The following is a 16,300-nucleotide window of genomic DNA, read 5'->3' as shown; positions in this document are numbered from 1 at the left end:
AATGACGAACGATTCGCCCGAGACGGGCGAGCATCCTGATGCGGGGCGACGGCGCCAGCGCATCGGCGTGATGGGTGGAACCTTCGACCCCATCCACCATGGGCACCTGGTGGCCGCGAGCGAGGTGGCGACCTCGTTCGAGCTCGACGAGGTGGTCTTCGTGCCGACGGGGCGGCCCTGGCACAAGGAGCCGGTCACGCCGGCCGAGCACCGCTACCTGATGACGGTCATCGCCACGGCGTCGAACCCGCGCTTCACCGTGAGCCGGGTCGACATCGACCGCGGCGGGGTCACCTACACCATCGACACCCTGCGCGACCTGCAGGCGGCTCACCCCGACGCCGACCTGTTCTTCATCTCGGGCGCGGATGCGATCGCCCAGATCCTCAACTGGAAAGACGTCGACGAGCTGTGGGATCTCGCTCATTTCGTGGCGGTCTCCCGGCCCGGTCACACCTTCGCCATTTCGTCTTTGCCGCGCCAGGACGTAAGCTATTTGGAAGTTCCGGCGCTTGCGATATCGTCCACTGACTGTCGCGGCCGGGTCGGCCGGGGTTTTCCGGTGTGGTACTTGGTACCCGACGGTGTCGTTCAGTACATCACCAAGCACCATCTATATCGGAGTGTTGAATGAGTTCGTCCCACGAGGAGCAGCCGCTCACACGGCGTCAGCTGCGTGAGCTGGAGCGGCAGAAGCCGCGCAAGGAGCGCGAGGCCGACGCCAAGGCGGCCGAGGAGGCCGAGGCCGCCCGCAAGGCGGAGTCGGCTCGCGAGGCCGCGGAGAGCGGCGTTCCCGCCGGGGGCGGCGACGCCCCGTCGGAGATGGGTTCCCGTCGCGCGTACCGTCACCAGGGGCCGCCCGCCGCCGAGGCTCCCGCCGCCGCCGAGGCTTCGGCCGGGGAATCCGCTGCCGAGGAGCCCGCGGCGCCCGAGTCCACGGCCCACGAGTCCACGACCCAGGAGCCTGCCCGCGACGAGGTCGAAGACACCATCATCCCCGAGGTCGTCTCCGACGACGAGGCCGTCGACGACCCCGAGCCCGCTTCGCAGGCCGAGCCGGTCATCGACATCGTGCCGCTCACCGACACGGTCATCGCCGCCCCTCGTTCCGCCTCGAGCGACGACGACGAGCAGGTCGAGATCATCTCGGTCAGCGAGACCGACTCGCACGCCGCCGTGGTCGAGGAGATGGTGATCGACGAGGCCGTCGACCCCGCCGACACCGCGAAGCCCGCAACGCCGCCCACCGCCCCGCTCGGTGCCCAGTTCCGGAGCCCGAGCGACCGTTCGCCGTCGGCGGGCGACCAGCTGCCCTCGTCGTTCGACGACCTGCTGACCCTTCGCAACACCGCTGCCACGAACTCGATCTCCACCACCAGCGCCCTCGTGCTGCCCACGGTGCCGGGTTCGAGCGACGTGGGGACGGCGCTCGACGAGACGGGCGAGGTCATCATCACCGGCTCGATCGACCTGCCGCCGAGCTTCGGTGCCCTCGGCGCTCCCGCCTCGGGCCTCGAGTCGAACGATCTCGATTCGCTCATCGAGCGCTCCGAGACCGAACAGGGCGGCTCCGACGTGGCGCCGGTGAGCGCGGCACGCGCCATCAGCACGAACACCTCGTCGACCTCGATCATCGCTCCTCCCAAGCGGGCTCGCGCCAACGCCCCCGTGGTGCTGGCGGTCACCGCCGCCGTCCTCGCCGTCGGCGTGGTGAGCCTGCTCCTCGCCGTCTTCGTCTTCCGGGTCTTCTAGACCGGCCGACCAGAAAGTCTTCGTGACTGCTTCCACTCGTTCCATCGAACTCGCCCAGACTGCAGCGTCAGCTGCCGACTCCAAGCAGGCCGAGAACATCGTCGCCCTCGACGTCTCCGGCCCGTTGCCCCTCGCCGACGTCTTCCTGCTGGCCTCGGGGCGCAACGAGCGCAACGTGATCGCCATCGCCGAGGAGGTGCAGGACAAGCTCGCCGAGCTGGGCGCCAAGGCCATCCGCAAGGAGGGCATGGCCGACGGCCGCTGGATCCTGCTCGACTTCGGCGACCTCGTCGTGCACGTCTTCCACGAAGAAGACCGCCTGTACTACTCGCTCGAGCGCCTCTGGAAGGACTGCCCGGTCGTTCCTCTGGCGATTTCGGTCGAAGAGGGCTGATTGGTCACGAGCACGCTCCGTCATGTAGTAACCTAGACAAGTTGTTTCCGCCGGAGGCGGGAACGACGCCCATGAAAATGGGCCCGTGGCGCAGTTGGTAGCGCACCTGCATGGCATGCAGGGGGTCAGGGGTTCGAATCCCCTCGGGTCCACCAGCGACACCGAAGCCCCGGCCGAGAATACCTCTCGACCGGGGCTTTCGTGTTCTCCGGTTCGCGCTCTATCTCGTCGCGTGCGGACTGCGTGGCGCGCCGGAGGTGACGGTCACGACGCGGTAGCCGGCGGGGGAGGCGGAACGCCAGGCGTGGGCTGTGCCGGCGGCGAGGGCCATGGTGTCGCCGGGGGCGAGCGGATGCACGGTGCCGTCATCGAGCGCCACCTCCAGTCGCCCGTCGAGCAGGTAGAGGAACTCGTCCTCCTCGTGCACGGCGTACTCGCCGAACTCGGGGTCGCGCCCCCAGAACTCGGTGCCGAACAGCCCGCCGGGCAGTTGTGCGAGCTGCCACACGGTTCGCTCGCCCACGGGGGCGCGCGGCTCGACGGTCGCCACGACATCGATGCCGATCCCCGAGACGCGCCGCTCGGGTTCGCGTGCCAGGAGCGAGCCTGGGGGCACCTCGAGAGCCCTCGCGATGCGCGCCATCGAGGCGAGACTGAGGCGGGCGTGACCACGCTCGGCCAGGCTGAGGAACGGTTGTGACATGGCCGAGAGGCGCGCCAGCTGCACGAGCGTCAGGCCCCGCTCACGGCGCAGAGCACGGATGCGCGTGCCCATGGCGACAGCCTCGTCGTCGAGCGGTGCCGAGGACGGCGCAGTCGTGGTGGAGGTCATGGTGCCCTGCCTTTCGTCACCTGCGCGAAACGCTGCGAAACATCGGCGCAAAATATTTGTGACATAAATATCCCATGAGCCCCCTTCTCTTCGGAATCTTCCAGTACATCGGGCCGAACGGCACCGTCGGCTCGGCGTGGCAGCATCCCGACGACCGTTCCAGCGACTTCACCAGCCTCGAGCACTGGATCGCGCTGGCGAAGACCTTCGACGAGGCAGGGCTCGACTTCCTGTTCCTCGCCGACAGCTACGGCTTCCCTGCGCTCGGCGGAGAGCTGATCGACGCGTCCGTGCGCGAGGGCCGGGGCATCCCGCACGGCGATCCGATGCCGCTCGTCTCCGCCCTCGCCGCGGTCACGGAGCGCCTCGGCTTCATCCTCACCACGTCCACCACCGTGGAACCGCCGGCGGCGAACGCGCGGCGGTTCGCGACCCTCGACCATTTCACCAAGGGGCGCATCGGGTGGAACATCGTGACCGGATCGTCGGGGGCGACGGCCGCCGCGCTCATGGGCAGGGAGCTCATCGCCCACGACGTGCGGTACGACATGGCCGACGACTACGTCGACGTGAGCCTGACGCTCTGGGAGGGCTCGTGGGAGGACGACGCCCTCGTGCTCGACAAGGAGGCGGGCCTCTACGCCGATCCGGCCAAGGTCCACCTCGTGCACCACGAAGGCCCCTACTTCCGCACCGACGGCATCCTCAACCTGCCTCCCTCCCCCCAGCGCACGCCGCTGCTCGTGCAGGCGGGCGCGTCGGGGCGGGGCCGCGAGTTCGCGGGCCGGAACGCCGAGGCCGTGTTCGTCGGCGGGGGCGAGCCCGCGACGGTCGCGGCGAACGTGCGGGGAATCCGCGAGAGCGCCGTCGCTGCGGGCCGGCCCGCCGACTCCATCAAGGTGCTCGTGGGCGCACTGTTCCTCACCGGAGCGACGAGCGAGGAGGCCTGGGCGACGCACGACGAGATGCTCGCGATGTCCACCCCGGAGGGGGCGGCGGCCATCTACGCCGGCAACACCGGCATCGATCTGCTCGCGCTCGATCCCGAGCTGCCGATCGCCCAGACCTCGACGCAGATGGGGCAGTCGAATCTCGAGCGCTACCTGGGGAAGGACGGCAGGCCCGCCCCGCTCGTGAAGGAGGTTCTCGAGAACTTCCGCCGCACCGGCATCAACGGCAGTGTGTTCGTCGGTTCGGCGGCGGAGGTCGTCGACCAGGTGGAGGAGTTCGTCGCGGCGACGGGAGTCGACGGGTTCCTCATCCAGCCGCATATGACCCCGGGTACCTACGACGACCTGATCGAGTACGTGCTGCCCGAACTGCGGGCCCGCGGTCTGATGGCGCCGGAGCCGCAGGGGGAGACGCTGCGCGAGCGGCTGTTCCCCGAGGGCACGGCGCACCTGCCCGAGACGCATAGGGGGTATCGGTTCCGCGCGGGGCGGTGAGAAGTGGATGCATGCGTTATGTCGGCGATATATCTTTGAGTTGACCGGTGGAACATAGCGATATATCGTTGATCCATCGCGAACGATCGCGACATGGATTTCACACCGACAGAAAGGCGAACGCATCATGCGACGTATCAACGACGACACCTCTTTCCCGCACCACCACCACGATCACGACCGCGCCGAGCGGCCGGCCCGCCGCCAGCGCTTCGCCGGCTTCGAGCGCGGACCGCGTGGCCACGGCGGCCCCGGCTTCGGCCCCGGCGGATTCGGCCCCGGCGGGCCCGGATTCGGCGGTTTCGGCCCGGGCTTCGGCCCCCGCGGCCCCCAGCGCGCGAGTCGCGGCGACGTGCGCAGCGCCATCCTCTCCTTGCTCGCCGACGCGCCCTCCAACGGCTACGGCCTCATCAAGGCCATCGCCGAGAAGACCGGGGGAGTCTGGCGCCCGAGCCCCGGCTCGGTCTACCCCACCCTTCAGCAGCTCGTCGACGAGGAGCTGATCGTCGCCACGGGCGACGGTCGCCGCACCGAGTTCGAGCTGAGCGACACGGGCCGCGCCTACGTGGCCGATCACGCCGACGAGCTGGCCAAGGCGTGGCAGGCCACCGCGGGCACCTCGGCCGCCGAGACGGAGTTCCACACCAGCCTCGCGAAGCTCATGGGTGTGGTGAAGCAGTTCCGCTTCGCCGCCACCGACGAGCAGCGCGCCCAGGCCACCGAGAAGCTCGACGAGGCGCGGCGCGCGCTGTACCTCATCCTCGCCGACTGAGCCCGCCCGAGCTGACAGAGCGGCCGCGCGGCAACACCCGCGCGGCAACACCCGCGCGGTCACCGAACCTCTCTCTGAGGTCGCGGATAAGGCGTCTGCCCGATTCCGCCCCACCGTCTTAGAGCGCACTCTCGAGTCGTCGGATCCACCGAGACGAGAGAGGCGGCGGTCGCCGTGATGATCAGCGAGTATTCCTTCCCCTGGCTCTACGAGGCCGAGGTCGAGCGCCTCACCGAGGAGCTCGAGCGGCGCCGGATGCAGGCGGAGCGGCAGCAGGCGGACGGCGCGTCGGCGGTGCCGCAGGCTGCGCCGCGGGGTGGGCGCACCCCGTCGCCGAGAGCGCGCCACGGCGCCCACAGAGCCGCGCGCCGGATGTCGGCGGCCGGTGGCACGATGTAGGCATGCAGAGCACCAGTCCCTCGCTCGTCGGGCGCGAGAACGACCTGGAATCGCTCGTCGGTGCTCTCGCCGATGCGAGGGCGGCGAACACCCGCACCGTGGTGGTGAGCGGTGAGGCCGGCATCGGCAAGACCAGGCTGGTGGCCGAGTTCCTCGCCTCGGTGCCGGCCGACACCCTCGTGCTGCGCGGCCAGTGCATCGACCTCGACCGGGATGCTCCGCCCTACGCCCCCGTGGTCGCGGTCTTGCGCGCACTGGTGGGCGCGGTCGGTGTCGATGCGGTGCGCGAGGCGGCGGGCGCGGCCGCCGAAGCCCTGAGCGTGCTGATGCCCGAACTCGCACCCGTCGCCGACGATCCCGCGGCTGCGGCCCGAGGCGGTGCCGACCGGCTGTACGACGCGGTGGCGGGGGTTCTCGGCGGGGTCTCGAGCGCGCACCCGCTCGTGGTCGTCGTCGAAGACCTGCACTGGGCCGACAGCGCCACGCTCGCCCTCCTCCGCTTCCTCGTCCGGGTGCTCGAGAGCGCACGTGTGCTGTTCGTCGTCACCTATCGAAGCGACGAGCTGGGCCGGGGCCATCCACTGCGCAGCTGGATTCCCGAGCTCGACCGCAGCCGGAGGGTCTCCCGGCGCGAGCTGCCGCGGCTGACGAGACGTCAGGTGCGGCAGCTCTCGACGGCTCTCCTGGGGAGCCCGCTCGGCGCCGCCGACCTCACCGTCGTGGTGCAGCGCACCGACGGGGTGCCGTTCTTCATCGAGGAGATCCTCGGCTGCGAGTTCGACACCGTCGACGCGCTGCCCGACACCCTCCGTGACATCCTCCTCGCCCGCTACGAGACCCTCAGCGAACCCGCGCAGCGCTTCCTCCGTCTGCTCGCCGCCGGCGGCGCCCGGGTCGAGCACGAGCTGTTCTCCGCCGTGAGCGACGACGACGCCGCCACCATCGACGACGCGGCGCGGGAGGCCGTGCAGGCGCGCGTGCTCGTCGTCGACGACACCGCCTACGCCTTCCGGCACGCCCTCGTGCGCGAGGCCGTGCACGACGAGCTGCTCCCCGGTGAGCGCATGCGCTTCCACACCCGCTATGCCGAGGCGCTCGAGGGGCGTCAAGGCGGGTCGCGGGTCGACGCCAGTGCCGTCTCTTACCACTGGATGGCTGCGCACAACCTCGAGGCGGCGTTCAGCGCCTCGCTCACGGCGATGGATCAGGCCCGCGGTGCCTTCGCCAACTCCACGGCGGCGCTCATGGGCGAACGCGCGCTCGAGCTGTGGCCGCGTGTTCCCGACGCCGAGCGGCTCGCCGGCCGAAGCCGCGTCGACCTGCTGGGCGAGACCGCCTACACGCTGCGCAACGCCGGCGAGAGCGAGCGTGCCATCGCTCTCGTCGACGAAGCGCTCACCGCCTGCGACAGCGCCGGGTCGCCCGACGTGTACGCCCGACTGCTGCGGGACAAGGCGTCGTACCTCGCCAACCTGGGGCAGTCGGGCTCGGTCGAACTCCTGCGGCAGGCGCTCGAGGTCATCGGGGGCACGGAACGCAGCGTGCTGCGGGCCAACGTGCTGGGTGAGCTCGCCGCCCGCCTCATGCTCGACGCCCGGTTCGCCGACGCCGTGCGCACCGCCGACGACGCCTTCGCCGAGGCCGACCACGTGGGGTCGAAAGCCCGCATGTCGGTGGCCGCGAACATCCGTGGCTTCTCGAAGCTCTGCCTCGGCCGGGTCGACGACGGCCTCGCCGATCTGCAGCTCGCCGGCGAGCTCGCCGGCGGCAACGACTCGGCGGAGCTGCGTCACCAGGTGAACCTCTCCGACGCGATGTACCTGCTCGGGCGCTTCGACGAGGCGGTGCGCATCGCCGAGGCCGGGGCCGCGCGAGCGCGCGAGCGCGGGGTCGAACGCACGTCGGGCGCCATCCTGCTCTCCAACGTCGTCGCCCCGCTGTTCGCCCTCGGTCAGACGCAGAAGGCCGAGGCGGTGCTCGACCGGGCGCTCGAACTCGATCCGCCCATCGGCTTCAGCGCGCACCTGCAGCGCATCAAGCTCGAAGCCACGCTGTGGTCGGGGGAGCTGCAGCTCGCCGAGCGACTTCTCCGCTCGTGGCGCGCCGCCCTCGGCCTCCAGTTGCGCATCGACGCCCAGTCGCGGCTCGGCCTCGCCCGTGTCGCTGCCGAGATCGCCCTGGCCGGAGGAGACGTCTCAGCCGCCTGGCGCGAGCTGGAACCGCTTCTCGCGCCAGGGAGAGTGCGAACCTTCCCGCCCTACGACCTGCCGCTGCTCGCGACCGCCGCGCGCGTCATCGGGGCGGCGCGCGGCGGGTCGGATCGACTGGGGCCGGGCACCGACGTCGACCTCGGCGAGCTCGAGCAGCGCGTCGCAGCGTGGAGCGCCGACGTCGCGGAGTGGCCGACCGCTCCCGCCTACCTCGCGGTCATCGCCGCTGAGGTGGGCGGGGAGCGGCACCGGGGCGACGACTGCGGGCTGTGGGAGGCGGCAGTCGACGCCGCCGGTGGCCCCGGGGTTCCCGCGCAGGTGCAGCCCTACGCACTGCTCCGGCTCGCCGAGGCGCTGGCGGGAGCCTCCGACCGCGCGGCGGCCCGGGTCGTCGCCGAACGGGCACGCCTCGCCGCCGAGACGATCGGGCTCGGCCTCGTCGTGCGCCGCGTCGACGACCTCGAGCGACGGGTGGGGCTCGTGCGTCCGGTCGGTGGGGCGGCTGGCGGTGGTGGCGCTTCTGGTGGTGGGGCAGCCGTGCGCACGGTCGAAGACGATCTCACCGACCGCGAGCGTCAGGTGCTCGACCTGCTCGCCCAGGGCCTCAGCAACCGCCAGATCGCCGAGACGTTGTTCATCAGCGTCAAGACAGCGAGCGTCCACGTCTCGAACATCCTGCGCAAGACGAACACCTCGACCCGCACCGAGGCGGCCTTCCTCGCCCGCTCGTTCACCGCGCGTTAACCGCGGGTCCGGTTCGCGGACCCTCAGTTCGTCCAGACTCCTCACGCCGTGCCGAGCTCGTCGCGGCGCACCCGCGACGAGGAGAACCGATGCCCGCCGAACCCGAGACCTCACCGGTCGACCTGAACGACATGCTCGGCTACGTCGTCGTCGACACCGACGACGACGACGACCCCGTGCTGGTCGACCGCAACGGGGAGATCGTCGACACCTGGCGCGAGGGCTACCCCTACGGCCACCGCCTCGACCGCGACGAGTACGAGCTCACCAAACGCCTGCTGCAGATCGAGCTGCTGAAGCTGCAGAACTGGATCAAGGCGGAGGGCCGCCGTCTGGTCATCGTCTTCGAGGGCCGCGACGCCGCAGGCAAGGGCGGCACCATCAAGCGCTTCACCGAGCACCTGAACCCGCGCGGGGCCCGGGTGGTGGCCCTCGAGAAGCCCACCGAGCGCGAGAGTACGGAGTGGTACTTCCAGCGCTACGTGGCGCACCTCCCCGCCGCCGGCGAGATCGTGCTCTTCGATCGCTCCTGGTACAACCGCTCGGGGGTGGAGCGGGTGATGGGCTTCTGCACCGACGACCAGTACGCCCGCTTCCTGCTGCAGGCGCCGGCCTTCGAACGGATGCTCGTCCAAGACGGCACCGATGTCGTGAAGCTCTGGTTCTCGGTGTCGAAGAGCGAGCAGCTCACCCGCTTCGCCATCCGGCAGGTCGACCCGGTGCGGCAGTGGAAGCTCTCGCCGATGGACATCGCCTCGCTCGACAAGTGGGACTCGTACACCGTCGCGAAGGAGGCGATGTTCTCAGCCACCGATACGCCCGAGGCGCCGTGGACGGTGGTGAAGAGCAACGACAAGAAGCGCGCACGGCTCGAGGCCATGCGCCACGTGCTGCACCGCTTCCCCTACGCCGAGCGCGACGACGATATCGTCGGCACCCCGGACCCGCTTGTCGTGGGCTCCGCGGAATCGGTCTACGAGCGCGGGGAGAACGCCGGCAGCAGCGCGGTCGCCACCGCCTGAGGTGCCTCGATGTGGGCGAAGTGCCCCGCCGAGGGGATCACGGTGACCGTGACGTCGCGCACGACCCGCGCGAGCATCCGGTCGTCGTGTTCTCCCGCGAACACGTCGGCGGCTCCCCGCACCGATCGCACCGGGCAGCGGATGCGCGACCACGAGTCCTCGAGGTCGTAGGCGGCGGCGATGCGGGCAGCCCGCACGAAGGCAGCCGGTCGCACCTCGTCCGCGAGCGCAGCGACGACCGAGTCGGGGACGAGCCGGGGGTGCGCGAACAGCGGAGCGACGACGGGGCCCAGCAGACGAGCACGCCGGAGCGACGAGAGCACGCGCGATGCGGCGCGCCCGAAGGGGGCGAAGGCGCGCATCACCGTGAGCAGTCCGGCGAAGGCGGGGCTGCGGCCGGCGGCGCGCAGCGGCCGGCGTGCCACCTCGGCCACGGTGAAGGTGGCGGGGGAGACGAGGGAGGCGGAGGCCGTCGCCTCGGGCTCGGTGGCGGCGAGATGGAGGGCGATGAAGGCACCCAGCGAGTGACCGACGACGTGCCAGCTCGAGTAGCCGAGCGAGCGCATCAGGTCGACGGTGGCGCCGGCGACGTCGTCGATCCCTGCGTCGGGGTGGAATGCGGTGCTGTCGCCCCACCCCGGCAGGTCGAGCGCCACGACGTCGGAGATCGCGGCGTCGCGCCGGTCGAGCTCGGCGAGGAGGGGGGTCCACGTCGTCCAGGAGCCCGCGGCGCCGTGGAGGAGGAGCGTCACCACCCGATGCTCCGTGCCGTCGCCGTCGCCGTCGCCGTCGGGTGAGGGGGTCCGGTGCAGCCGGGCCGACACCGGCCCGACGCGGGTGATCGACACGCGGGTCTCGAACCCGAGCGCCGTGGAGTCGGCGGTGAGGCCGTAAGGGGCGTAAGGTTCCCGCTCGGGCGCGCCGTCGACGTCGGCCGGTACGCGCGAAGGCGCACCGGGTGATGCACGCCGGGTCATGCAGGGTCTTCGGAGCCGCCCCCGTCGCCGGATCGGGGTGCTCCGGCGACGAGATAGCGTAGACGGACGACGACGAGGAGCGGAACGCGGGTGCGACGAGTGTTCGGGGTGGCGCGCCTGCTGGTCGCTGCCCTCGGGGCCACAGCGCTCGTCTTCGACTTCGACTACGTGCTCGGCTTCAGCACCTTCTCGGCCGAGAACTACTTCAGCTACTTCACCTTTCAGAGCAACCTCGCCAACGTCGTGGTGCTCGGCACCTCAGGGGTGTTGCTGCTGCGCGGTCACGTCGTGGGGCGCCTCCTGGTGAGTTTTCGGGCGATCATCACCACCTACGTGATCGTCTCGGGCATCGTGTTCGCCCTCATCGTGTCGCAGGCGGGCAGCCATCAGTACCGCATCGAGGTGCCCTGGTCGAGCCAGGTGCTGCACTTCGTCATCCCCGCCTATCTCATCGTCGACTGGGTCGTCGGCGTGGGTCGCGTGCGCCTGCGCTGGCGCACTGCCGCGATCGTGCTCTGCTTCCCCGTGGTGTGGGGGGTCTTCACGCTCATCCGCGGCAGGCTCGTGCGCTGGTACCCCTACTTCTTCCTCGACCCCGACCAGGTGAGCGGGCCGGGGGAGTTCGGGCTCTACTGCGGCATCGCCCTCGCCCTGTTCTCGGGGATCATGGCCGCGCTCGTCGCGCTCTCGCGGCTGCAGCCCGTCAGGGCACCGCGGTGGGGGTGGTGGCCGGTGTCGGCGTGGCACCGATCGTCTCGTCGACGAAAGGCCCCAGAGTGGCCAGCGCCGCCTCGACGAACTCGGAGTCGCCGAGCTTCGAGGTGACTGAGACGTCATCGGCTGCGGTGAGGCCGATGAGGATCGCCTGTCCGGTGGAGGGCAGCAGGTTGATCCACTCGGCGATCACCGAGGTGTCGTCGACGACCGAGAGCACGGTGGCCTCCGTCGACCAGAACGGCTCGTCGAAGCGCAGCCAGAGCTGCTCGAGCCTCCCCATGCCGAGCCGCGCGATCGCCGTTCCGCTCGCCTCGGGCAGCACCGGTGCGAACTCGATGGTCTCGGCCTGCAGCACACCGAGCGGCACCGTCACCACGACCCGGTCGACCGAGAGCGACTCGCCGGTGCCGAGGCGGAGGCTCGCGCCGTCGTCGTCGTAGCCGATGCGGATGACCGTGCTCGACAGCAGCACGTCGAGCCCCTTCAGGCACTCGTTCACCAGGGTGCCGAGACCTCCCACCACGAGACCGGTGCCGTCGACGAGACCCGGCTTGTCGAGACCGTAGGAGGCCGAGAGCGCGAACGGACCGGCGCCGTACCGGCTGGCGATGGTCGTGTCGAGATACTGCGTCAGGGCCTCGTCGGGAGCTAGCGGTCCTCCGCCGTCGGGGCCGGCGCCGGGCGTCGTCGTGGGCGACACCGAGGCGAGGGCACCCGACTCAGCGAGGGCGGAGGCCAGCGAGGTGTCGGTCTCCTGAGCCTTCGCCCAGGCGACTGCGGTGGCCACCGCATCCGGGCCGACGGTCGACGGTGCGACGACCGTGCCGTCCTCCGTGCGCAGCTCCGCGCTGGCGTCGAGGGTGAGGGTGTCGACGTCGGAGGCGGTGAGCAGCTCGTCGAGACCCGTGCCGGTGACGGATGCGGCGCCGAGTTCCACGGGGAACGGCCAGCCCGTCTCGTCTCGGGTGTCGATGCGACCGCCGATGCGGTCACGGGCCTCGACAACCACGACGTCGAAACCAGCGGCGGTGAGGTCGCGGGCGGCTGTCGCACCCGCGAGGCCCGCGCCGATCACGGCGATCCGTTCGCCAGGATCGCCGACGGCCACCACCGATGCCGCGGCGGCCTCTCCCGAGCGCGCGGCACCGACGACCGTGCCGGGGAACTCCGTCGAGGTCGCCTCTCCGGCGAAGAACACCCTGCCCCGCACCGGCTCGCGGAGCGTGGCGCGGTCGCCGGGGTCGGCACCGACGGGAGTCATGCTGAACGAGCCGAGCGAGAACGGGTCGTCGGCCCAGGCGCTGCGCAGATACGCCGCCGGGGCGGGAACGGGGGAGAGGGGCCCCACCGTCGGTGTGATGCTCGGGGTGGGCAGGGGCTGCTCGGGAACGCACGCGGAAAGTGTGGCGAGGGTCGCAGCCGAGAGCGCTCCCGCCAGGAAGGTGCGCCGTTCCATGTCCACTGCCGTGCTGCCGTTCTCGCCTCGTGCTCCTCGCGCGGTGCCGGATGCTCCCCGCGATGTGGAGTGTCTCCACGTTATCCAACGCTCGGGGGATTCGCTGCGACGAGTGCGCCCGGCGCTGGAATGATGGGCAGATGATCTCGATCGAGCTGGCCAGGGCGCTCCGCACCGCCGGGCTGCGCTGGCACCCGCGTTCGCAGGACGGCTTCGTCGTGGAGTCGGCGGAGGGCGACGGTGAGGTGTACACCGTCAGCGAGATGACCGTCGACGTGCACGAGTACCCCACAGGGACGCTCATCGGCTTCAACGGCACCACCGAGTGGGCGCTCGACTCCGTCGCGCTCGCCGATACGCTGTGGCTGCCGCGGGAAGACCAGCTGCGCGAACTCCTCCGCGACGGCTTCCACAGCCTCGAGATCGATCGCGGCGACGACCCCCCGCGGTTCCTCGTCACGGCCACGGTGCGCGGCACCAGACGGGTTTACGAGGCGGAGAGTGCTGCCGACGCCTACGGCGAGGCGCTCCTCGATCTCATCGTGCAGAGCCTGGTCGCCGAGCCCGGTAGCGATGTCGGGCCCGCGGAATAGGCTGGGGGCATGACAGACAGCTCCGTGCCCCTCGTCACCCTCAACAACGGCATCGACATCCCCCAGCTCGGCTTCGGGGTCTTCAAGGTCGACCCCGACAAGACCGGCCGCGTGGTGCGCGACGCCCTCGACGTCGGCTATCGGCATCTCGACACCGCGGCGATCTACCACAACGAAGAAGGTGTCGGCCATGCGGTGAAGGAGTCATCGCTCGACCGCGACGAGCTCTTCATCACGACCAAGCTCTGGAACGACCAGCAGTCCAATGCTCTCGAGGCCTTCGAGAAGAGCCTCGCCCGACTCCAGCTCGACTACGTCGACCTCTATCTCATCCATTGGCCGGCCCCCGAGCGCGACAGCTATCTCGATGCCTGGCGTTCCCTCGAGTCGATCCTCGAGTCGGGCCGGGCGAAGGCGATCGGCGTGTCGAACTTCACCATCGACCACCTCGAGCACCTCGTCTCCGAGACGCAGATCGTGCCCGCGGTCAACCAGGTCGAGCTGCACGTCGACTTCCAGCAGACCGAGCTGCGCGCCTACGCCGCCGAGCAGGGCATCGCCATCGAAGCCTGGGGCCCGCTCGGCCAGGGCAAGATCAATCAGTCGGAGGAGCTCGCCGGCATCGCCGCGGCCCACGGAAAGACCGTGCCCCAGACGATCCTGCGCTGGCACCTGCAGATCGGCAACATCGTCATTCCGAAGAGCAACAACAAAGACCGCATGGTCGAGAACTTCGACGTGTTCGACTTCGAGCTGAGCCAGAGCGAGATCGCCACCATCGCCGGCCTCGACCGGGGCGAAGACGGCCGGGGCGGCAGCCACCCGCTGAAGGTCAACTGACCTCGGCGGTCCGTGGTTCCCGTGACCGCGGGAACCACGGCACGAGCGCCGAGGTGCGCCGGCGGTAGTCGGCGTACTCGGGGTACTTCGACGAGGTGATGCTCTCGGTGAACATCGTCGAACCGATGAAGAGGGCGGTGAGGAGCACCGGCCCCGCCACCGTCCACTGCAGCAGTGAGCCCGCCGAGACGGCGCCGATCACGAAGAGCACCCACCACTGCGCCTGTTCGAAGAAGAAGTTCGGGTGGCGCGAGAAGCGGAACAAGCCCGTCTGCAGGAAGCGGGGGTTCGACTCCCGGCCGGCCCGCGCATCCGCCCGTTTGCCCTCGTGGAACGCCCACTGCTGCTGATCGGCGATGGTCTCGCCCACCAGGAACGCCACGAAGAGCCCCAGCAGCACCGCGTCGAGGGCGCCGAACGGTGTCGCCCGGTGCTGGAACGCGGTGAACGCCGGCATCGCGATGAGGAACAGGATGATGCTCTGGTACACGGAGATGAAGAGCAGGTTGAACACCTGGAACTGCGCCCGTGACATCCGCCCTCGCAGCACCGCCCAGCGGTAGTCCTCCCCGCCGCGCGCGTAACCTCCCTTGCGGGCGAAGTTGAAGGTGAGCCGGGCGCCCCAGAGCGTGACGACCACGGCCATGAGGTTCAGACGGAGGTCGCTGAAACCCGCCGCGCCCGCGAAGATCCAGAGGTAGATCACCGGAATCACCGACCAGAGGCGGTCGACCCAGGAGTACTCCCTGGTGACCAGCGACAGCACCCAGACCAGGGCGCACGACCCGGCGAGAACCCAGAGCGAGGCGATGAGCGGAGCCATGGGCACATCTTAGGTGGCGCCCGGCGAACCGGGAGGGAATTCGCGGGTCTGGCGGTGCCCGCCATCCACTACGCTGGGGGGAGCAAGGAGGGCATGAGGGATGACGACGAGTAACAGCGAAGACGACAGAACCAGGATCATCCCTGTCAACCCGCCCACCGGAGACACCACACTCTCGCTCACGGGTGAGTTCGCCGCGCAGCTCGCGGCACTCGAGGGCGGTGTCAGCTCCGAGGAGCTCGAGTCGATCGCCGCACTGCCGTCGGGTTCCGCCCTGCTCATCGTGCGCCGCGGCCCCAACGCCGGTGCCCGGTTCCTCCTCGACACCGCCGTCACCACGGTGGGCCGGCACCCGAACGCCGACATCTTCCTCGACGACGTCACCGTCTCGCGGCGTCATGCCGAGTTCGCTCGGCACGGCCACTCCTTCGTCGTGCGCGACCTGGGTTCGCTGAACGGCACCTACGTGGGCGGTGTCAGGGTCGAAGAGGCGCTCCTCGACGACGGAGCCGAAGTGCAGATCGGCAAGTTCCGCCTCACGTTCTACCCATCACGTATCGACGTGGTGAGCGCCGCGGGCCACTAGTGCCGGGCGCCGCACAGTCGTCTTCAGCGCCGTCGGGTCATCTGCTCGGCATCGGGCAGGTGCTCGCGAAGCTCACGACCGAGTTCCCCGACCTCACCCCCTCGAAACTGCGATTCCTCGAGGAACGCGGCCTCGTGCATCCTGCCCGCACCCCCTCCGGGTACCGCAAGTTCTCGCAGAACGACCTCAGCCGGCTGAGGCTCATCCTCGGGCTGCAGCGCGACTGCTACCTGCCGCTCGCCGTCATCAAGGACTACCTCGCCGACGTCGACGCCGGTCTCAACCCGCCGATGCCGGGAGCGGTGCTGCCGGGCGGGTCGTCGATCCTGCAGACCGGCCGCCGCCTCAGCCGCGAAGAGCTCACCCGCGAAGCGGGAGCCACCCCGATGCTCGTGCAAGACGCCTTCTCGGCTCAGGTGCTGAGCCCCGCCGAGAGCTACGGCGAAGACGCGCTCAACGTCATGAAGGCGCTCGTCGAACTGCAGCGCTCGGGAATCGAGCCGCGGCACCTGCGCGGGTTCAAGCAAGCCACCGAACGCGAGCTCGGGCTCATCGAGAGCGCCCTCATGCCCGTGGCCAAGCGCCGCGACCCGTCGAGCCGCGCGAAGGTCGCCGAACTGGCGCTCGAGATCGCCGGTCAGCTCGAGATCGTGCGGTCGAGCCTCATCAGGTCGGCCCTCGGCCGGATCGCTCCGTGACGGGCATCGAGCGCGACACGCCGCACGCGAGTGCGGGATG

General features: G+C 70.2%; 16 protein-coding genes, 1 tRNA gene and 1 pseudogene. 14 read left to right on the top strand and 4 right to left on the bottom strand.

What is annotated here, in order from left to right:
* Nucleotide 1: 1 nt before the first annotated feature.
* The 4 genes from nadD to ABFY20_RS11405 all read left to right on the top strand — a co-directional run bounded on the left by nadD (nt 2) and on the right by ABFY20_RS11405 (nt 2,301).
* The gene (gene nadD, locus ABFY20_RS11420; protein WP_368496373.1) at nt 2–634 is read left to right on the top strand and encodes a nicotinate-nucleotide adenylyltransferase; all 633 of its coding nucleotides are present in this window, start codon (nt 2–4) and stop codon (nt 632–634) included.
* Nucleotides 631–1,752 carry a hypothetical protein gene (locus tag ABFY20_RS11415; protein ID WP_368496372.1) on the top strand — a complete coding sequence of 374 codons (1,122 nt, stop codon included), beginning with the start codon at nt 631–633 and terminating at the stop codon, nt 1,750–1,752. Before nadD ends, ABFY20_RS11415 begins: the two co-directional genes overlap by 4 nt.
* 22 nt (nt 1,753–1,774) lie before the next feature.
* Nucleotides 1,775–2,146, top strand: a complete 372-nt coding sequence (gene rsfS, locus ABFY20_RS11410; protein ID WP_368496371.1) for a ribosome silencing factor — start codon at nt 1,775–1,777, stop codon at nt 2,144–2,146.
* A 79-nt stretch (nt 2,147–2,225) separates the two neighbouring features.
* Nucleotides 2,226–2,301, top strand: a tRNA-Ala gene (locus ABFY20_RS11405).
* Between the two features lie 65 nt (nt 2,302–2,366).
* Here the strand turns inward: ABFY20_RS11405 and ABFY20_RS11400 are convergent.
* Nucleotides 2,367–2,978, bottom strand: coding sequence for a helix-turn-helix domain-containing protein (locus ABFY20_RS11400; protein WP_368496370.1), 612 nt, complete (start codon nt 2,976–2,978; stop codon nt 2,367–2,369).
* Between the two features lie 74 nt (nt 2,979–3,052).
* On the opposite strand from ABFY20_RS11400, the gene ABFY20_RS11395 reads away from it, so the two are divergent.
* From ABFY20_RS11395 to ppk2, 5 genes are all read left to right on the top strand, one after another.
* Nucleotides 3,053–4,423 (top strand): NtaA/DmoA family FMN-dependent monooxygenase, encoded by a 1,371-nt coding sequence (locus tag ABFY20_RS11395; protein WP_368496369.1) that lies wholly within the window; start codon nt 3,053–3,055, stop codon nt 4,421–4,423.
* 127 nt (nt 4,424–4,550) lie between these two features.
* Nucleotides 4,551–5,195, top strand: a complete 645-nt coding sequence (locus tag ABFY20_RS11390; protein ID WP_368496368.1) for a PadR family transcriptional regulator — start codon at nt 4,551–4,553, stop codon at nt 5,193–5,195.
* Nucleotides 5,196–5,369: 174 nt separating this feature from the next.
* Nucleotides 5,370–5,594: a hypothetical protein gene (locus ABFY20_RS11385; protein WP_368496367.1), complete on the top strand. Its 225-nt coding sequence runs from the start codon at nt 5,370–5,372 to the stop codon at nt 5,592–5,594.
* A 2-nt stretch (nt 5,595–5,596) separates the two neighbouring features.
* Complete coding sequence (locus tag ABFY20_RS11380; RefSeq protein WP_368496366.1) at nt 5,597–8,548, top strand: AAA family ATPase; 2,952 nt, start codon at nt 5,597–5,599, stop codon at nt 8,546–8,548.
* Between the two features lie 131 nt (nt 8,549–8,679).
* Nucleotides 8,680–9,570 carry a polyphosphate kinase 2 gene (gene ppk2, locus ABFY20_RS11375; protein ID WP_368499770.1) on the top strand — a complete coding sequence of 297 codons (891 nt, stop codon included), beginning with the start codon at nt 8,680–8,682 and terminating at the stop codon, nt 9,568–9,570.
* Here the strand turns inward: ppk2 and ABFY20_RS11370 are convergent.
* Nucleotides 9,522–10,547 carry an alpha/beta fold hydrolase gene (locus ABFY20_RS11370; RefSeq protein ID WP_368496365.1) on the bottom strand — a complete coding sequence of 342 codons (1,026 nt, stop codon included), beginning with the start codon at nt 10,545–10,547 and terminating at the stop codon, nt 9,522–9,524. The genes ppk2 and ABFY20_RS11370 overlap by 49 nt on opposite strands.
* A gap of 90 nt (nt 10,548–10,637) precedes the next feature.
* Between ABFY20_RS11370 and ABFY20_RS11365 the strand changes: the two are divergent.
* Nucleotides 10,638–11,228: pseudogene (locus ABFY20_RS11365) on the top strand (Pr6Pr family membrane protein); the annotation flags it as partial.
* 22 nt (nt 11,229–11,250) lie between these two features.
* On the opposite strand, the gene ABFY20_RS11360 reads toward ABFY20_RS11365, so the two are convergent.
* Nucleotides 11,251–12,720: an FAD-dependent oxidoreductase gene (locus ABFY20_RS11360; RefSeq protein ID WP_368496364.1), complete on the bottom strand. Its 1,470-nt coding sequence runs from the start codon at nt 12,718–12,720 to the stop codon at nt 11,251–11,253.
* Nucleotides 12,721–12,860: 140 nt separating this feature from the next.
* On the opposite strand from ABFY20_RS11360, the gene ABFY20_RS11355 reads away from it, so the two are divergent.
* Together ABFY20_RS11355 and ABFY20_RS11350 are read left to right on the top strand one after the other, a co-directional pair.
* Nucleotides 12,861–13,313, top strand: a complete 453-nt coding sequence (locus ABFY20_RS11355) for a pilus assembly protein CpaE (protein WP_368496363.1) — start codon at nt 12,861–12,863, stop codon at nt 13,311–13,313.
* A gap of 9 nt (nt 13,314–13,322) precedes the next feature.
* Nucleotides 13,323–14,153: an aldo/keto reductase gene (locus ABFY20_RS11350; protein ID WP_368496362.1), complete on the top strand. Its 831-nt coding sequence runs from the start codon at nt 13,323–13,325 to the stop codon at nt 14,151–14,153.
* Here ABFY20_RS11350 and ABFY20_RS11345 read toward each other — a convergent pair.
* Nucleotides 14,146–14,976 (bottom strand): DUF1295 domain-containing protein, encoded by an 831-nt coding sequence (locus tag ABFY20_RS11345; protein ID WP_368496361.1) that lies wholly within the window; start codon nt 14,974–14,976, stop codon nt 14,146–14,148. The genes ABFY20_RS11350 and ABFY20_RS11345 overlap by 8 nt on opposite strands.
* A 100-nt stretch (nt 14,977–15,076) precedes the next feature.
* On the opposite strand from ABFY20_RS11345, the gene ABFY20_RS11340 reads away from it, so the two are divergent.
* Complete coding sequence (locus ABFY20_RS11340; RefSeq protein ID WP_368496360.1) at nt 15,077–15,562, top strand: FHA domain-containing protein; 486 nt, start codon at nt 15,077–15,079, stop codon at nt 15,560–15,562.
* A complete protein-coding gene (locus ABFY20_RS11335; RefSeq protein ID WP_368496359.1) occupies nt 15,562–16,260 on the top strand; it encodes a MerR family transcriptional regulator in 699 nt (232 codons plus the stop codon). Before ABFY20_RS11340 ends, ABFY20_RS11335 begins: the two co-directional genes overlap by 1 nt.
* Nucleotides 16,261–16,300: the final 40 nt, after the last annotated feature.

The organism is Herbiconiux sp. A18JL235 (assembly GCF_040939305.1).
In the GTDB taxonomy this organism is placed as follows: Bacteria; Actinomycetota; Actinomycetes; order Actinomycetales; family Microbacteriaceae; genus Herbiconiux.
This window is presented reverse-complemented; position numbering and strand designations above follow the sequence as displayed.

Bases quoted from the DNA above. Each gene is read 5' to 3' on its own strand.
- ABFY20_RS11415 (WP_368496372.1), top strand. From the start codon at position 631: ATGAGTTCGTCCCACGAGGAGCAGCCGCTCACACGGCGTCAGCTGCGT.
- ABFY20_RS11345 (WP_368496361.1), bottom strand. From the start codon at position 14,976: ATGGCTCCGCTCATCGCCTCGCTCTGGGTTCTCGCCGGGTCGTGCGCC.
- ABFY20_RS11355 (WP_368496363.1), top strand. From the start codon at position 12,861: ATGATCTCGATCGAGCTGGCCAGGGCGCTCCGCACCGCCGGGCTGCGC.
- ABFY20_RS11350 (WP_368496362.1), top strand. From the start codon at position 13,323: ATGACAGACAGCTCCGTGCCCCTCGTCACCCTCAACAACGGCATCGAC.
- ABFY20_RS11390 (WP_368496368.1), top strand. From the start codon at position 4,551: ATGCGACGTATCAACGACGACACCTCTTTCCCGCACCACCACCACGAT.
- ABFY20_RS11360 (WP_368496364.1), bottom strand. From the start codon at position 12,720: ATGGAACGGCGCACCTTCCTGGCGGGAGCGCTCTCGGCTGCGACCCTC.
- ppk2 (WP_368499770.1), top strand. From the start codon at position 8,680: ATGCTCGGCTACGTCGTCGTCGACACCGACGACGACGACGACCCCGTG.
- ABFY20_RS11395 (WP_368496369.1), top strand. From the start codon at position 3,053: ATGAGCCCCCTTCTCTTCGGAATCTTCCAGTACATCGGGCCGAACGGC.
- ABFY20_RS11400 (WP_368496370.1), bottom strand. From the start codon at position 2,978: ATGACCTCCACCACGACTGCGCCGTCCTCGGCACCGCTCGACGACGAG.
- ABFY20_RS11340 (WP_368496360.1), top strand. From the start codon at position 15,077: ATGACGACGAGTAACAGCGAAGACGACAGAACCAGGATCATCCCTGTC.
- ABFY20_RS11370 (WP_368496365.1), bottom strand. From the start codon at position 10,547: ATGACCCGGCGTGCATCACCCGGTGCGCCTTCGCGCGTACCGGCCGAC.
- ABFY20_RS11380 (WP_368496366.1), top strand. From the start codon at position 5,597: ATGCAGAGCACCAGTCCCTCGCTCGTCGGGCGCGAGAACGACCTGGAA.
- nadD (WP_368496373.1), top strand. From the start codon at position 2: ATGACGAACGATTCGCCCGAGACGGGCGAGCATCCTGATGCGGGGCGA.